Source organism: Marinomonas sp. G8-14 (assembly GCF_055808935.1).
Genome location: NZ_CM147891.1, coordinates 330,814 through 346,144, shown reverse-complemented (window position 1 = coordinate 346,144; position 15,331 = coordinate 330,814). Strand labels below are relative to the sequence as shown.

Annotated in this window: 17 protein-coding genes; 9 read left to right on the top strand and 8 right to left on the bottom strand. The window is 43.8% G+C overall.

Going from position 1 to position 15,331, the window contains the following annotated elements; genetic code table 11:
* Window positions 1-173 precede the first annotated feature (173 nt).
* From AC0L6V_RS01690 to AC0L6V_RS01670, 5 genes are all read left to right on the top strand, one after another.
* Window positions 174-677 (top strand): TRAP transporter small permease, encoded by a 504-nt coding sequence (locus AC0L6V_RS01690; protein ID WP_265217008.1) that lies wholly within the window; start codon window positions 174-176, stop codon window positions 675-677.
* A complete protein-coding gene (locus tag AC0L6V_RS01685) occupies window positions 670-1,989 on the top strand; it encodes a TRAP transporter large permease (protein WP_265217007.1) in 1,320 nt (439 codons plus the stop codon). The genes AC0L6V_RS01690 and AC0L6V_RS01685 overlap by 8 nt, the downstream gene beginning before the upstream one ends.
* 143 nt (window positions 1,990-2,132) lie before the next feature.
* On the top strand, window positions 2,133-2,588 hold the full coding sequence (locus tag AC0L6V_RS01680; RefSeq protein WP_265217006.1) for a MarR family winged helix-turn-helix transcriptional regulator: 456 nt from the start codon (window positions 2,133-2,135) through the stop codon (window positions 2,586-2,588).
* Between the two features lie 146 nt (window positions 2,589-2,734).
* A complete protein-coding gene (locus tag AC0L6V_RS01675; protein WP_265217005.1) occupies window positions 2,735-3,724 on the top strand; it encodes a 2-hydroxyacid dehydrogenase in 990 nt (329 codons plus the stop codon).
* A 139-nt stretch (window positions 3,725-3,863) separates the two neighbouring features.
* Window positions 3,864-4,814 (top strand): sugar-binding transcriptional regulator, encoded by a 951-nt coding sequence (locus AC0L6V_RS01670; RefSeq protein WP_265217004.1) that lies wholly within the window; start codon window positions 3,864-3,866, stop codon window positions 4,812-4,814.
* Here AC0L6V_RS01670 and AC0L6V_RS01665 read toward each other — a convergent pair.
* From AC0L6V_RS01665 to AC0L6V_RS01630, 8 genes are all read right to left on the bottom strand, one after another.
* Complete coding sequence (locus tag AC0L6V_RS01665; protein WP_409419265.1) at window positions 4,811-6,289, bottom strand: FGGY family carbohydrate kinase; 1,479 nt, start codon at window positions 6,287-6,289, stop codon at window positions 4,811-4,813. The genes AC0L6V_RS01670 and AC0L6V_RS01665 overlap by 4 nt on opposite strands.
* Window positions 6,282-7,238 (bottom strand): transketolase family protein, encoded by a 957-nt coding sequence (locus AC0L6V_RS01660; RefSeq protein WP_418138708.1) that lies wholly within the window; start codon window positions 7,236-7,238, stop codon window positions 6,282-6,284. The genes AC0L6V_RS01665 and AC0L6V_RS01660 overlap by 8 nt, the downstream gene beginning before the upstream one ends.
* Window positions 7,231-8,061, bottom strand: coding sequence for a transketolase (locus AC0L6V_RS01655; protein ID WP_409419263.1), 831 nt, complete (start codon window positions 8,059-8,061; stop codon window positions 7,231-7,233). Before AC0L6V_RS01655 ends, AC0L6V_RS01660 begins: the two co-directional genes overlap by 8 nt.
* Before the next feature lie 82 nt (window positions 8,062-8,143).
* Window positions 8,144-8,932, bottom strand: coding sequence for an SDR family oxidoreductase (locus AC0L6V_RS01650; protein WP_265217001.1), 789 nt, complete (start codon window positions 8,930-8,932; stop codon window positions 8,144-8,146).
* A gap of 53 nt (window positions 8,933-8,985) precedes the next feature.
* The gene (locus AC0L6V_RS01645) at window positions 8,986-9,936 is read right to left on the bottom strand and encodes a sugar ABC transporter ATP-binding protein (RefSeq protein WP_265217000.1); all 951 of its coding nucleotides are present in this window, start codon (window positions 9,934-9,936) and stop codon (window positions 8,986-8,988) included.
* Complete coding sequence (locus AC0L6V_RS01640; RefSeq protein ID WP_418138707.1) at window positions 9,929-10,375, bottom strand: ATP-binding cassette domain-containing protein; 447 nt, start codon at window positions 10,373-10,375, stop codon at window positions 9,929-9,931. Before AC0L6V_RS01640 ends, AC0L6V_RS01645 begins: the two co-directional genes overlap by 8 nt.
* Before the next feature lie 133 nt (window positions 10,376-10,508).
* Window positions 10,509-11,438 (bottom strand): substrate-binding domain-containing protein, encoded by a 930-nt coding sequence (locus AC0L6V_RS01635; RefSeq protein WP_265216998.1) that lies wholly within the window; start codon window positions 11,436-11,438, stop codon window positions 10,509-10,511.
* Window positions 11,439-11,580: 142 nt separating this feature from the next.
* Entirely contained in the window at window positions 11,581-12,531 is a 951-nt protein-coding gene (locus AC0L6V_RS01630) for an ABC transporter permease (protein WP_265216997.1), read from the bottom strand.
* A gap of 209 nt (window positions 12,532-12,740) precedes the next feature.
* Between AC0L6V_RS01630 and AC0L6V_RS01625 the strand changes: the two genes are divergently transcribed.
* The 4 genes from AC0L6V_RS01625 (at window position 12,741) to AC0L6V_RS01610 (ending at window position 15,251) form a co-directional block, all read left to right on the top strand.
* Complete coding sequence (locus AC0L6V_RS01625; RefSeq protein ID WP_265216996.1) at window positions 12,741-13,526, top strand: SDR family oxidoreductase; 786 nt, start codon at window positions 12,741-12,743, stop codon at window positions 13,524-13,526.
* 172 nt (window positions 13,527-13,698) lie between these two features.
* A complete protein-coding gene (locus AC0L6V_RS01620; RefSeq protein ID WP_265216995.1) occupies window positions 13,699-14,559 on the top strand; it encodes an inositol monophosphatase family protein in 861 nt (286 codons plus the stop codon).
* 52 nt (window positions 14,560-14,611) lie between these two features.
* Entirely contained in the window at window positions 14,612-14,902 is a 291-nt protein-coding gene (locus tag AC0L6V_RS01615) for a nucleotidyltransferase family protein (RefSeq protein ID WP_409419261.1), read from the top strand.
* Window positions 14,895-15,251: a HepT-like ribonuclease domain-containing protein gene (locus tag AC0L6V_RS01610; protein WP_265216993.1), complete on the top strand. Its 357-nt coding sequence runs from the start codon at window positions 14,895-14,897 to the stop codon at window positions 15,249-15,251. Before AC0L6V_RS01615 ends, AC0L6V_RS01610 begins: the two co-directional genes overlap by 8 nt.
* Window positions 15,252-15,331 lie beyond the last annotated feature (80 nt).

Here is a 15,331-nt window from a genome sequence, read left to right as displayed (position 1 = left end):
ACCATCGAAGGCGCTGAATACGAACATTGGAAAACAACACTGGCGCCTGTTACGACACAATGGATAGAAGATATGAACAAGGAAGGCTACGAGGCTCAACGTCTTTTGGATAAAGCAAACTCGCTTATTCAAAAATACCAAAACTTTTAAGCCATCGAGTTGGATGAGTTAGCATGATCAAATTAACTGTAGACATAAACAGATCTATTCTAGGTCGTTTGTCGAATCTATTTGCGCTAACGGGTGGTTTTATCATGTTAATGCTGGCGGTGATTACCGTCGCCAGCATTATCGGTAGAACAACCATTGGTCAATCGATTGAAGGCGATTATGAAATCACTGAAATGGGTCTCGCCATGGCAATATTTCTTTTTCTGCCTGAATGTTACATCAGAAAAGGCCATGTTGTGGTTGATCTATTTACAGCACATTGCAAACCAAGCACGCTGTTTAAATTAGATACGCTTAGCGATTTGATTTTTACTGTAGTCGCGTTTCTCTTTGCCTATCGCATGAGCCTTAGCGGCCTCGAAGCCAAGGAATACATGGAGCAATCCATGTTACTCGCCTTACCTACTTGGTGGATATACGTTGTTGGCGTTGTCACCATGACACTTTGTGGCATGTGTGGTCTGTATAACCTGTTCCACGCGATCGTTGGAGACAAACATGAGTAATATTGAGCTGGCCTTTTTCATGATGGCAGCCCTGCTCGTTCTAATGAGCATCCGTATTCCGATTGCATTAACCATGCTCGTTTGTGGCGCGGTTGGCTACTCTCTTATTGGTGGCTTTCCAGCCTTGTTGGAATACCTTGGTACGGCGCCCATTTCTAAATTTTCTACTTACGATTTGTCGGTCGTCCCTTTATTTCTATTGATGGGAGAACTCGCTACCCGCTCAGGCATCACAGCGGAGCTATTCCGTACTTGTAATACTTGGATTGGTCGTCAACGGGGCGGTATCGCCATGGCCGCCATTGCAGGTTGTGCGGCATTTGGGGCAATTTGTGGCTCATCTTTGGCAACAGCGTCCACCATGGGTAAAGTGGCGCTCCCTGAAATGAAACGCCTTAATTATTCTGGCAGTTTAGCGGCTGGCGCACTGGCCGCTGGTGGAACTCTAGGTATCTTAATTCCGCCATCAATGGTATTGATCATTTTTGCAGTATTAACAGAACAAAATATTTCAAAAATGTTCATCGCGGCTTTTATACCGGGCTTTTTAGCAGCGGGTGGTTACATTCTTGCCATTGCTATCTATGTGCGTATTTATCCGAATTCCGGACCTAGAGGTGAAAAAACCACCTGGTCTCAAAAAATTAAATCCACGAAAGATGTGTGGCACATTACGGGGATTTTCTTGACCGTATTGGGTGGCATTTACATGGGGATTTTTACCCCAACAGAAGCCGCCTCCGTCGGGGTAATTTTAACCGCTATTCTTGCGCTTACCCATGGGAAAATGCGTTTAGATGGCCTGTTAGTCTGCTTAATGCGAACCGCTGTTTCTTCCGCTATGATCTTTTTCATCGTGTTAGGCGCGGATCTTTTTAGTGTCTTTATTGCCCTATCCAGATTGCCAGACTTAGGGGTTGAACTCATACAGAACTCAGGTTTATCGCCTTATACCATACTCGTCTGCATGCTACTGACTTACTTGGTAATGGGCTGTTTCTTAGACAGTCTAGCCATGATATTGCTGACCATTCCTATCTATTTCCCGATGATAATGGTGATGGATTTTGGCATACCGCAAGCGGACTTGGGGATTTGGTTTGGTATACTCGCGTTGATTGTCGTAGAGGTTGGACTGATTACACCACCAGTGGGTATGAACGTCTTTATCATTAAATCCTTTGATGATGCCCTAAAACTCAAAGACTGTTTCAAAGGGGTCATTCCCTTCTTGATCTCAGACTTTGTTAGGGTCGCCTTGCTGATTATCTTCCCAGGCATCAGCTTAGGACTGGTTCATCTAATTAGCTAATGGTCACCTCGACACAATAAGCAACAAAAAGCTGGCACAGCGCCAGCTTTTTCACCTATAGAGTCCTCAACAGTTTAGCATTACACCAATATCAATTTTTATATTACAATGCCTGTTTACCCAATAAAAAGAATGAGACCCACATGGCTGACGATACAAAAAACACAGACCAATCGGTAGATTTCGGCATACTCAATAACCTCGTTGGCTATCGCCTACGCCGTGCCCAACTGAACTTTTTTAGCAAGTTCTCCGAAGTATGTTCTGACTTGGGTATTAGCCCTGGTCTATTTGCCATTATAGCCATCGTAGAACGCAACCCTGGCTTAACACAAACCGCCGTGGCACAAGCCCTTGGCAATGACAGATCCGCCATGGTCGCTGCCGTGGATAAACTTGAAAAAATGGATATCCTAGAGCGCCGACCTGCTGTTAATGATCGTCGCTCATACGCCCTATTCATGACCAAATACGGCAAAAAGTTTTTCCAAACGCTCAGTGGACGAGTTATGGAGCATGAAAAAAACATGGCGTCACGCTTAGAAGGCGAACAAGAGCTAGAGTGGTTACTTAAAACCCTCGATATCTTATCTCAGTAAACAATAGAAAAGGGGGCAGGACAGGTAAGATGCCTCCCCCTTTCTCTTGCGCTACGTCAAGCTTTATAAATGAAACCCAAGCGTTATCGAGGTTTTTAAGTTATAAATAACAGACCCTTTTAAACAAAACGACAGGACCACGTTTTATGAAAGTTGCTGTTTTTTCCTGCAAACCTTACGACAAAAGAACCCTCGCCACCTTCACAAAAGACGCAGACGTGTCCATGACCTATTTTGAAAGTCGCCTCAGTATGGAGACGATCAGCTTAGTAAAGGGCTTTGATGCGGTGTCTTGTTTCGTCAACGACGACGTTAATGCCGACGTCATTCACTTGTTAAAACAACAAGGCGTCAACACCATCGCCTTGCGCTGCGCCGGCTTTAATAACGTCGACCTAGAAGCCGCCAAAGCCGAAGGCATCAAGGTATTTCACGTGCCAGATTACAGCCCGACCTCCGTTGCCGAACACGCTGTTGCACTCATTATGACCCTGAATCGCAAAACCCATCGTGCTTACCACCGAGTCAAAGAAGGCAACTTTGCCCTTGAAGGACTAATGGGATTCAACCTAGCCGGAAAGACCGTTGGCTGCATCGGCACAGGACGCATCGGCGCGGCATTTTGCCGCATCATGAAAGGCTTTGGCTGCCGTGTTCTGTGTTATGACTTATACCCATCACAAGAACTTATTGACCAAGGCTGCCAATACATCACACTGGATGAGATCTACCAACAAAGCGACATCATTAGCCTGCATTGTCCTTTGAACGCCTCCACTCATCACCTCATCAACAAACACAGCTTAGACAAAATGAAAGACGGTGTAATGATCATCAACACCAGCCGTGGCGCCCTGGTCCACGCGCAAGAAGCCATCGACGCTCTTTACAGCGGTAAAATCGGCTACCTCGGCTTAGATGTCTATGAGCAAGAAAACAAAATCTTTTTTGAAGACATGTCTTCCCACATCATCCAAGACAGCGTCTTCCAGCTCATGCTCACCTTTCCAAACGTCGTCGTAACAGGCCACCAAGGCTACTTCACCATCGAAGCACTCAACCACATCGCCCAAACCACCGTCGACAACCTACTGCACCACCAAAGTGACAGCAGCGGCGCAAGGCAATTGGCGTAAATACCCTTATTTCAACTAGATACGCTTGTTTAGTATGATGGCAGAATCATTAGCTAAACAAGCGAAAGGATAGTATTTTTGTGATACGACCTTTATCATTGTTCTCAAGAACAAAAGACTGTTGAGAGACCAAGAAATAATGTCAAAAGCTGATGAAAAAAGACTGCTATTAAAAATAGCGACACTCTATTACCAAGATGGTTTAAAGCAAGCAGACATAGCAAAAACACTACGATTATCACAATCTCAAGTGTCTAGAGCGATTACTCGATGTCTCAAAGAGGGCATAGTAAAAATCAGTGTTATTCAGCCGCCTTCTGTTTTTATTGGTTTAGAATCCCAAATTCAACAGCGTTTCAACGTCTCTAACGTAATTGTCGTCGACATTGAAGATAACCCCAGTGATGCACAGATCAAACGTGTAATAGGCTCTTCAGCCGCCCATTATTTAGATACATCATTACGAGACGGTGACCTAATTGGTATCTCTTCTTGGAGTGATACCATTCGCTCCATGGTCGACCACTTACACTCAACCAAAGCAAAAGCAAAAGGCGTTATTCAAGTGTTAGGTGGTGTCGGACACAATGGAAATATTCAGGCAACCATACTAACGCAAAACATGGCGGATATTCTGTCCTGTGATGCCTTTATGCTGCCAGCACAAAGTATTGAGCATTCTCTAGAAGACAAAAATAAACTGCTCAGCACAGACGAAGTATCAGAAGTAGTGGAAATGTTTAATAAAGTAAACCTTGCCATTGTCGGCATCGGCATGCTTGAACCATCGAACCTACTACGAAATTCTGGCAACTACTACGATACAAAGATATTAAAAGAACTGGCTAGCAAAGGTGCCGTAGGCGACATTTGTCTACATTACTACGATAAAGAAGGTAAGCCGGTTATTAAGCTTGAAGATGACCCTGTAATAGGTATGTCGCTAGAACAACTTGAATCATGTGAACTCGTCGTTGCCCTAGCGGGCGGCCTAGATAAAGTAGAAGCCATAAAAGGCGCTTTATCTGGAAACTACATTGATGTGCTAATCACTGATAGAATCACTGCTGAAGCGATTTTGAAACATTAACATAAGCGACATTTCTTAACAGCCAATGCCCACTCCTGATAACGATTTTGCCAGTAATCATATTTACCTTGTCTAGGGGTGAATAAAGTTCCATCACTTTCAAATGCTGAAAGCGCTTCCTTATTATTCCACCAGCCAATTGCAAGCCCAGCAAGATAACCAGCACCAACCGCGGAGACCTCAGCAACACCTCCTCTACGAATAGGAACACCAAGTAAATCTGCCTGGGCCTGCATCAACCAATTATTCAATGTTGGACCACCATCGACGCAAAGACACTCTATTGCTTCTGGTAATTCTTCGGCAATCATATAAAACACATCTGCTACCTGAAAGAGTACCGACTCAAAAGCCGCTCGAGCAAGATCTGCTCGCTCTGTTGCGCTTTTCAACCCACAAAAAATACCAGTCGCATCTAAATCCCAGTAAGGTGCACCAAGTCCAGACAAGGCCGGTACAAAAAATACAGAATGATCGATATCCGCCTGAGCAGCCAACTGGCACATAGCGTCCATGCTTTCGACACCTAGCATGCGTCGAGTCCAATCTATCGCCGAGCCAGTGTGAGTAATATTACCCTCTAGTCCATAAAATAATGTCGAATCCTCCCACGCTATTGTGGTACTGATCTCATTGCGAATACTCGGTAGTGTCGGCATCGCAGCCATCACTGAACTGCCAGTCCCATAGGTTGCTTTAACAACCCCTGTTTTATAACCGCCATGCCCAAACAAAGCAGCATGAGAATCGCCTATTTGAGATGCCACAGGAATACCTTGCTGAAGCACACCAAACTCACGAGTCAAACCAACGATATGAGAAGAAGCCACAACAGGAGGCAACGCTGCATTAGGAATCCCTAATCGCTCTAAAACAGTGTCATCCCAAACTTGCTTACCAATATTATAAAGCTGTGTTCGAGAAGCATTAGAAGCATCGGTCACAAATACGTTATTGGTCATATTCCAGACCATCCAAGTATTAATAGTACCGATGCAAATATCTCCTTTTTCCGCTCGAATATGACCATCAGGAATTTGTTGCAGAGCCATGGAGACTTTCGTAGCGGGAAACATCGGATCAAGCGTTAACCCAGTCGATTGTTGTACATAACGACTAAATACATCATCTTGACGCAAGATCTCACAAAGAGACTCTGAACGCCTACATTGCCAGCTTATGACTTGAGTCAAAGGCCTACCAGTACTTCTTTCCCAAAGTAAAACAGATTCCCGCTGATTACTGATTGCAATCGCTTCTATTTGAACACTTTCAGCAATCGAGCCAACTGCTAGTGCAATAGACTCTTTCATCTTTTCGATGATTTCAAGAGGATCCTGCTCAACCAACCCAACTGAGGGATGACTAATAGACAAAGGGACAGAACCTTTACCAATGACCTTTCCGAGCGGATCCAAAAGTAACGACTTAACATTTGTCGTTCCTTCATCTATGGCTAAAATCACCTTACGCATTCAATGTCTCGCTTTGCAACAGCTGTTGGCACACAGCAACAATCCCCATACTATCAATAGATAGCATTTTACGAGTATAAGGGCGGTCTCCTGCGGCGGCATAACCACCATCTTCTACACCAAGACGCACTAACTTAGCAACAATGCCCTGTTCCGCCATAATTTCAGCAACCACGCTACCCAGTCCGCCGTTAATATTATGCTCTTCCACACTAATAATGTGCTTCGTCTCGCCGAACATCTTAGCTAAAGTCTGTTTATTAAGAGGACGAATAGATGACACATTGACCACAGAAACGTCTATTCCTTGTTCTTTCAATACATCAGACGCAGCTACCGCTTCGTGAACCACAGACCCCAAAGCACAAATGACCACCTGTTTTCCCGAGCGAAGCAAAGACGGTTCACCAGCAACAAACTGATAATTTTCATCATGCAATTCAGGTAATGCTTTACCATCCATACGAATGTAAACGAGTGCCTCCTCTGCTATCGCATAATCGATGATTTGCTTACATTCTAGTGGGCAACTGGGTGCAAAAATCCTAATATTACCAAACCCTCTCATGACACTAATATCATCTATTGAGTGATGAGTACTCGCTAAAGGTCCGTAACTGGCACCAGAATTCAACCCAAATAACTTCACATTGGTATTGTTATAGCAAACATCCACTTTTACCTGCTCATTTGCACGAGAAATTAAAAAAGGTGCTGCATTACAAGTTACGGCCACTTTTCCCGCCAACGCCAAGCCAGCGGCGGTACCGACTAATACTTGCTCGGCAATCCCAACATTAACAAGGCGATCAGGAAAAGCATCTACAAAAGGTTTAATCTTTGCAGTAGAAGTTGAATCCGCAACGACAGGAACGAGATCTACACCATTTTGAACGGCATCGATAAAGCACTGCACCATAATATTGGCAAAATGTTCACTGTTAGACATCACTTAACTCCTTTAATGCAAGTTCCACTTCATCACCTTTAGGCACTCTATGATGCCATTCTGGACGCCCGGCAATAAAAGAAACCCCTGCACCTTTTATTGTATTGGCAATCACCACATTAGGTTTACCTTCTGCTTTAAGCCCTTCTAGAGTCTCAACAACCGAGGCCACATTATTGCCATCACATTGAGTGACATTAAAACCAAACGCCTGCCACTTTTTATCTAGCGGGTCCGTTTTCATAATTGATTCAGTGGATCCTGCTAGCTGCAAGTTATTCTTATCATTGATCACAATAAGGTTATCAAGTTTATAGTGAGCCGCCACCAAAGCCGCTTCCCAGTTACTCCCCTCCGCTAATTCACCATCTCCCGTTAGTACATACACTTTCCTTGGATTAGCATCACGTTTCGCTGCCAATGCCATCCCTACTGCAACAGGAAGACCATGCCCCAAAGCACCTGTGTTTAATTCCACTCCTGGGGTTTTCTGACGAACAGGATGACCCGGTAAATGAGAGTCATTATGTTGATACGTTGACAGCCACTCTTCAGGAAAATAACCCGCCTCAGCAAGGCAGCAATAATAACCACCAACAGCATGACCTTTAGATTGAATATAGATATCACGAGTATCATCAGTTAAACGATCTGGCGCACAATTCAATATACGAAAATACAAAGCGGTAACGATTTCTACCTGAGACAAATCAGCCCCTGTGTGCCCGCCTGCCGGACTGTTCGCATTTAGGTTAATTATCTTTCTTCGGACTGAACGCGCTTTGCGTTCAAGCCCCTCAACTTCTAGTTTAAAAGGATTCATATATCCTCCTGTTAAATAAGGTGGTATGAATTAAATTTCTTACATGAATATTTATTCGATTTAATCAAAAAAATCTGCTGATTTACCAGCAGACAAATCCACCATCAACCAATAAGTCTACGCCCGTACAAAATGACGCAGCATCAGAAGATAAAAAGATCGCAGGACCTACCATTTCGTCAACTCTAGCCATTCTTCCCATGGGAGTTTGACGCTCAAATTCTTTAGTTTGATGAATCATTTCTGGTCGAGTATTCATTGGTGTCGCTGTGTAGCCAGGACTGATAGAGTTAACACGTATGTTTTTATCGACCCATTCCATTGCTAGACTTTTTGTTAGATGGATTACGCCGGCTTTAGATGTGTTGTAATGAGCCTGCTCCAAGCCACGGTTCACAATCACGCCAGACATGGAAGCGATATTGACAATTGAGCCTCCACCGCTTTTTTCCATTAATTCAGCTTGAGCTTTACAAGAATGCCAAATACCAGTCAAATTAATATCAATCACTCGCTGCCATTGGTCTAGTTGCATATCTAACGCAGGATTGGCATTAGCAATCCCAGCAGCATTCACAGCAATATCAAGACGGCCATAAGTGTCTTCTGTCAACTGAACAGCAGATCGTAAAGATTCAAAATCACACACGTCGCCAGTATAAGAAATCGCGTCACCACCCATGCTTTTAATGCTTTGCACCGTGTCAGCTAAACCGCCGTCATCGCGTAAATCAAAACAAGTAACCTTAGCGCCAGCACTAGCCAAGGCCTGAGCAATGCATTGCCCTATCCCACTTCCAGCTCCAGTGACCATAGCCACTCGTCCAGATAAATCAAAAAGTTTGGCTGCATTTATATTGAAATCAAGCATCATATTTACCTAATTGAAGATATTTAAAATTTACAATCATAGACAAACCCTACCTATCCGAAGGCTGTCGCTAACTCCATCACCGAGACATCATTCGCCTTATCACGATCCAAAATCCCCGTCATTTTTCCTTCAGCCATGACCATAATGCGATTGGAAATGCCCAACACTTCTTCAAGATCCGAACTCACCACAATGACAGCAATGCCTTTATTAGCTAATTCAACGATGATTTCGTAGATAGAGGATCGAGCACCAACATCAATACCTCGAGTGGGTTCATCAAGGACAACTACTTTAGGATCTTTTGCCAGCCATTTAGCCAAAATCACTTTTTGCTGATTGCCACCAGACATTTCACCTGCGTTTTGCCCACCGCTACCCTTTACACCAAAACGAGCTATACCCGCTGCTGCGTATTTTTTGATACTACCAGGGCTAATAAAACCGAATTTGGAAATCGTGGATAAATTCGCATAGGCGATGTTGTCTTCTATGGAATGGTCGAGTACCAACCCCTGTAGCTTTCTATCCTCAGGCACAAGTACCACACCATTTTCAATAGAATGCGTAGGTGTACTAGGCGTAATATCCTTACCATGCAAAAAAACTTGTCCCGTTGCGATCGGGTCTGCGCCAGTTATCGCTCGAACCATTTCAGTTCTACCTGCACCGATAAGACCAGCAATACCAAATATTTCGCCTTTTTTAACGGAAAAATTAATATCGTGGAACGTACCATTTGGCGAAGATAAGTTTTTGACTTCTATGCATACCTCGTCTTTAGGCACCGGTATGGTGGGAAACATTTGGTTGAGATCTCGTCCTACCATGCTTTCAACAATAGTTCGAATTGGGACATCACCAGTATCAAAGTTCTCTACTGTATTTCCATCACGCATAACCACCAGACGGTCTGCCACCTTACGTATCTCTTCTAAGCGATGAGAAATATAAATAATCCCAACACCATCAGCTTTTAACCGTTCAATTTGTTTAAACAAGAGGCTCGGTCTCGGCTCCACCAAGGGCCGCCGTCGGCTCATCTAATATTAATAGCTTAGCGTTTAGAGCAAGAGCTTTAGCTATTTCTATCAGTTGCTGGTTGGCCGTTGAAAGACCGCGCACCAAAGTGGATGCCGAAATGTTCAGACCAAGTCTTTCTATCTGAGCTTGCGCTCGCTGCTCCATCTCTCTACGGCTAACAAAACCACCTTTGCTCGGCCAACGACCGATAAAGACATTTTCAGCAATAGATAGATGTTCCAGTAGTCGCAGCTCCTGATGGATAAGTACAAGGCCTGAATTAATTGCTTCTCGCGGACTATTAGGCGAATAAGTTTCACCCATCCATGTCATTTCCCCAGAGCTTTGGTGAAAACCACCAGCAATGATATTGGAGGTTGTCGACTTACCAGCGCCGTTTTCACCCAACAACGCCACGACTTCTCCGGGTAAACCTCAAGATCTATACCGTGTAACACTTCTGTCGGACCAAAGCTTTTACGGATTTGACGCAGAGTGAGAATAGGTTTTCGTTCAGTCGTCATGATTTTGTTAGCTCCAGAATTAACGATTACGGATGATCAACAATAAATGCATCAACGTTTGCAGACGTCGTTAAGACCGCATCAATAATCTGCTCTTTTGGCACCGTACCACCAGCTGCAAGTTTGATGACTGAATCAACAGCTAAACGTCCCATGGCACGTGTACTCTGTGTTGCAGTCACATCAAACACACCTTTTTGGATAGCAAGCAATGCACCAGTATCACCATCGTAACCGCCGATAAACACTCTTTGTTTCGTCCCCGAAGCAGCTACAGCCTTAGCGGCCCCCATTGCTAAACCATCAGCTTGCCCAAAAATCAGATTAACTTTTGGGTAAGCCTGAAGTAGATTTTGAGTAATAGAAAAGCCTTCGTCTTGTGACCAACGCTCACTCCATTGATTAGCAACCAGTTTTACTCCAGGGTTTTCTGCAATCGCTTGCTCACAGCCTTTGGTACGATTCACTTCCGGCGTTACGCCCTTTTGGCCATGAATCATAATCATCTCACCCTTACCATTTGCTAAACCGATAATGTGATTACAAACCTCATAAGCAGATTTAACCCCTTCACCCGCGATAAAGGTATCACCTGGCTCAGTTTCAGCATTACGATCTAAGTTCACTACAGGAATACCGGCAGCACGAGCCAAACGAGGTGGTACAGTCGCCGCAGCAGCACCAGCTGGAATATACAAAAAAGCATCAATATTTTGAGTCATTAAATCTTGAACTTGGCTTACCTGCGTAGAGCTGTCGTCATTGGCATTAACCGTAATAACCTGAATGCCCTTTTTCACAGCATATTCTTCAACAGATTCTTTAATCTGGATAAAGTAATTAGCAGACAAGTTAGGTACAGCCAAACCTATTTTTTTGACTTCTGCTGCGCCAGCACCAGCGGACACGAGAGAAGCAGAAACAGCACAAGATAATAGCAATTTTTTAGTTTTCATAAGGGGTTCCCCTCCTAGATTATTATTTTTATTAAATACCGCTTAACACTTATCCGCGGCTTCTAAGATCATCCGATAAAAGCATCGGATGATTTACACTTCGATCTAAAATCCATTCATTTGATTACCAACGCATCCATTTTTATTTCTTTTTCAATGCCTCGATAGAGACAGCTAACGCAATAACAAGACCAATCACCACTTGTTGCATGAAAGGAGAAACGCCTAAAAGATTCAGCCCATTACGCAGAACACCAATAATCAAAACCCCAATAATGGTGCCAACTAAACTGCCTGTGCCGCCCGACAAACTAGTGCCACCAATCACCACAGCAGCGATCGCATCAAGCTCATATGAAACACCTGCCTGAGGCTGTACAGAATCAAGCCTAGCGCCAAGTAATACTCCAGCCACACCAGACAAAACCGCAGCAAAGACATAAACACCGACCGTATGTAGCTTCACTTTAATACCTGCAAGACGGGCAACTTCTGCGTTACCACCAATAGCGTATAGGCTACGTCCGCCCGAAGTGAATTTTAGATAAGCCCAACAAATAACAAACACAGCGAGCATGATGCCAACCGTAATCGTCAAGACACCGCCATAACGGATGACCGCCATCAAATTAAACCATGCAGGAAAACTAATAATTTGATGCCCATCACTAACCATATTTGCTAGTCCACGGGCCGCAGACATCATCGCTAACGTAGCGATAAATGCAGGAACTCGAAAAAAAGCAATTAACAACCCAGACACAAGACCAGCCAAAGCAGAAACAAGTAAGCCAACCGCGATAGCTGCTTCCATTGACCAACCTAACTCTTTAGCAAAATAGCCCATAACCATGCCGCATAGAGCAAGTATGGAGCCAACAGAAAGATCAATTCCACCGATTAAAATCACAAATGTCATTCCAACGGCAAGAATACCTAGAACCGTTATTTGGTCGAGGATGTTGACAAAATTTCGTAACGAAAAGAAAGAATCAGTCGTAAGAGAGAGGAAAAAACAGAGTAGCAACAGGCCAATTAATGGTCCTGTAGAACCACCGAATAAGAAAGATGCACCAACTCGGCTGCGCAGCATAGGTATCACTCCAATAAATTATTTTGTTTTTATACTATATTGAATATTTATTCATATATGTTTAATTATTCATTTAATACTAATCATTCACCGGACAAGCTGTCAAGCATTAAAAAAGAACTTACAAGACAACTTTTTTGTTGACCTTTTTTGATTAAATATTCTAATGTGGATTTTTATTCAACAAACAGGAATTAACAGGTGACTTTATGACTAATAAATATAAAAACGTCGTCGTATGTGGTGGTAACAAAGGAATAGGTTTAGGTATTACAGAGCGCTTTCTACACGACGGGTTCAATGTTGTTGTTGGTACAATTGATAAAGATTACGCCCAAACGATAGAAAAACTAAAAAACGACTATCCGCAACAAATTATCAGCTTCCTCGAATGCGACGTAAGCTCGGTAGACTCTATTAAAGTGTTTTATAAACAAGCCTTTGAATTGATGGGATCTATTGACATTTCCATTCAAAATGCAGGGGTTATTCGCATTTCAAAGCTAGAAGATGTCACTGAAAAAGACTGGGATATAACTCTAGATGTAAATACCAAAGGCATGTTTTTTTGCTGTAAAGAAGCCATCAGCTACATGAAAAAAGCAGGTAACGGTGGTCGTCTAATCAACACAGCCTCAGGTCAAGCAAGAGATGGTTTTATCTATACACCTCATTACGCAGCTAGCAAATTTGGCGTCATAGGACTAACACAAAGCTTAGCGAAAGAAGTGGCAACAAATAACATTACGGTGAATTCCATCTGCCCTGGCATCATACATACCGATATGTGGGACTACAATGACCGTGTATGGGGACAACTAATGGGCGACTTTAAACCAGGAGAACTAATGAATTCTTGGGTAGAAAACATCCCGATGAAACGTGCAGGCACAGTAGAGGAAGTTGCAGGGTTAATCGCCTTCCTAGCTGGCTCTGATGCTGGTTACATTACAGGACAAGCAATCAATGTCGATGGTGGACTTATCATGTCTTAATCAGCACTCATTGTATAAGGTGATATCTAACTATAAAAAAAGATCTAGTGATTATTCAATAGATCTTTTTTATGCATGAAATCGACTCAAAACTAAACCAATTACCCATTAATTCTCGTATTCATCAGGTATAATTCGTGAACCTTGGGGAATGCAAAAGGAGTGACGAAAGATGAACCTCGATAAAGCAACGCAAGAAAGACTGATCAATATCGTCCGTCAAGCTGGCCAAGAGATCGTCATGCCTAATTTTCGTCAATTGAGCGCGGCGGATGTCGAAACCAAAAGCAGCCTCACCGACCTAGTCACCATGGCCGACAAAGCCAGCGAAGCCTTTATTACCAAAGAAATCCAACACGCCTTTCCAGACTGGGACATCGTCGGTGAAGAAGCCGTGGCGGAAGACCCTTCTACCACAGACAACATTGCCACCGCTGACACCTGCGTCATCATCGACCCTATCGACGGCACATGGAACTACGCCCATGGTTTATCCGAGTTTGGCATGATACTCGCCGTGGTGGTGAAAGGTGTAACACGTTTTGGCTTGCTGTATGACCCAGTGAACGATGACTGGGTTTATGCCAATCGAGGCGAAGGGGCGTTTTTTCAACGCAACGCCATGAATAACAAAGGCACGCATCAAACGCCAACTCAAGCTCCATTGGCCTTACATCTCAGCACCACCGCAGAGACCGACCTTGATAAGCTCTTTGGCATCATGTCCGTTAACTCCTACACCGGACAGAAAAAACAAGACTTCGCCCTCAAAGCAAGTCGCTTTGTGCGCATCAATAACCTGCCCTCTTGCCCAGCGTATCGCCAAATCGCCCAAGGCCACTTTCACTTCAGCCTCACCTACAAAATGCTGCCATGGGATCACGCCGCTGGCGTACTGATTTACAACGAAGCGGGCGGAGTTTGTCGAACACTCGACGGCCAAGAATATAACCCAGCCATGCTAGACGGCGAAATGCTTGCAGCCCAGTCAGAACAACAATGGCGAGCCTTGGCGGAGTATTTTTGTCGCTAAGCGTTAAATTCACGCTATAATTACTTTCAACACAACAACATGGGTGTTAAGTATGGATAAGCATCGTGCTTTAAAAATACTAGCAGATAGTAAAAAAGAATTAGCAAGGCGCTATGGTGTTATCGACCTAGCCTTGTTTGGTTCTACTGCACGCAACACTGCAGCGCCACAGAGTGATATTGATGTGTTAGTCACCTTTGATGGCCGTGCCACGGCAAAACGCTATTTTGGCGTCCAATTCTATCTGGAAGATTTACTTGGCTGCCCAGTTGACTTAGTAACGGATAAAGCATTGAGACCAGAATTTCGACCTTATATAGAGCGAGACAAAGTCAATGTTTAATGCGGGACAACGAGAATGGCGACTCTATATTGACGATATGATCGGCTTTGCCGAGAAAGTACTTTCCTATACAGAAGGTATGGATCAGGCCAGTTTTATAAGCCATCACCTCACGTACGATGCGACACTTAGAAATATTGAATTAATAGGTGAAGCTGCTACTCACATACCTGACGATATTCGCGCTGAAAATAGTGGCATCCCTTGGAGAATGATTGTGGCAACACGCAACCGTCTGATTCACGGCTATTTAGGCGTAGATGATGATATTCTCTGGAGCATTATAGTCGATGAAATCCCTGCTCTGTTATCAGGTCTACATAACATATCTTCAAACAAAATCAGTTAAGAAACACTTACAAGTAACGCTTAAACACACCCATTCGAACGTAGAAAACAACCTACCTTCCACTCAACGTAATCTGTGGC

What these genes read in the sequence shown, in the direction of transcription:
- AC0L6V_RS01625 (WP_265216996.1), top strand. Translation starts at nt 12,741, where the DNA reads ATGACTAATAAATATAAAAACGTCGTCGTATGTGGTGGTAACAAAGGA.
- AC0L6V_RS01690 (WP_265217008.1), top strand. Translation starts at nt 174, where the DNA reads ATGATCAAATTAACTGTAGACATAAACAGATCTATTCTAGGTCGTTTG.
- AC0L6V_RS01655 (WP_409419263.1), bottom strand. Translation starts at nt 8,061, where the DNA reads ATGAATCCTTTTAAACTAGAAGTTGAGGGGCTTGAACGCAAAGCGCGT.
- AC0L6V_RS01670 (WP_265217004.1), top strand. Translation starts at nt 3,864, where the DNA reads ATGTCAAAAGCTGATGAAAAAAGACTGCTATTAAAAATAGCGACACTC.
- AC0L6V_RS01615 (WP_409419261.1), top strand. Translation starts at nt 14,612, where the DNA reads ATGGATAAGCATCGTGCTTTAAAAATACTAGCAGATAGTAAAAAAGAA.
- AC0L6V_RS01630 (WP_265216997.1), bottom strand. Translation starts at nt 12,531, where the DNA reads ATGCTGCGCAGCCGAGTTGGTGCATCTTTCTTATTCGGTGGTTCTACA.
- AC0L6V_RS01635 (WP_265216998.1), bottom strand. Translation starts at nt 11,438, where the DNA reads ATGAAAACTAAAAAATTGCTATTATCTTGTGCTGTTTCTGCTTCTCTC.
- AC0L6V_RS01650 (WP_265217001.1), bottom strand. Translation starts at nt 8,932, where the DNA reads ATGCTTGATTTCAATATAAATGCAGCCAAACTTTTTGATTTATCTGGA.
- AC0L6V_RS01620 (WP_265216995.1), top strand. Translation starts at nt 13,699, where the DNA reads ATGAACCTCGATAAAGCAACGCAAGAAAGACTGATCAATATCGTCCGT.
- AC0L6V_RS01675 (WP_265217005.1), top strand. Translation starts at nt 2,735, where the DNA reads ATGAAAGTTGCTGTTTTTTCCTGCAAACCTTACGACAAAAGAACCCTC.
- AC0L6V_RS01685 (WP_265217007.1), top strand. Translation starts at nt 670, where the DNA reads ATGAGTAATATTGAGCTGGCCTTTTTCATGATGGCAGCCCTGCTCGTT.
- AC0L6V_RS01610 (WP_265216993.1), top strand. Translation starts at nt 14,895, where the DNA reads ATGTTTAATGCGGGACAACGAGAATGGCGACTCTATATTGACGATATG.
- AC0L6V_RS01660 (WP_418138708.1), bottom strand. Translation starts at nt 7,238, where the DNA reads ATGTCTAACAGTGAACATTTTGCCAATATTATGGTGCAGTGCTTTATC.
- AC0L6V_RS01665 (WP_409419265.1), bottom strand. Translation starts at nt 6,289, where the DNA reads ATGCGTAAGGTGATTTTAGCCATAGATGAAGGAACGACAAATGTTAAG.
- AC0L6V_RS01680 (WP_265217006.1), top strand. Translation starts at nt 2,133, where the DNA reads ATGGCTGACGATACAAAAAACACAGACCAATCGGTAGATTTCGGCATA.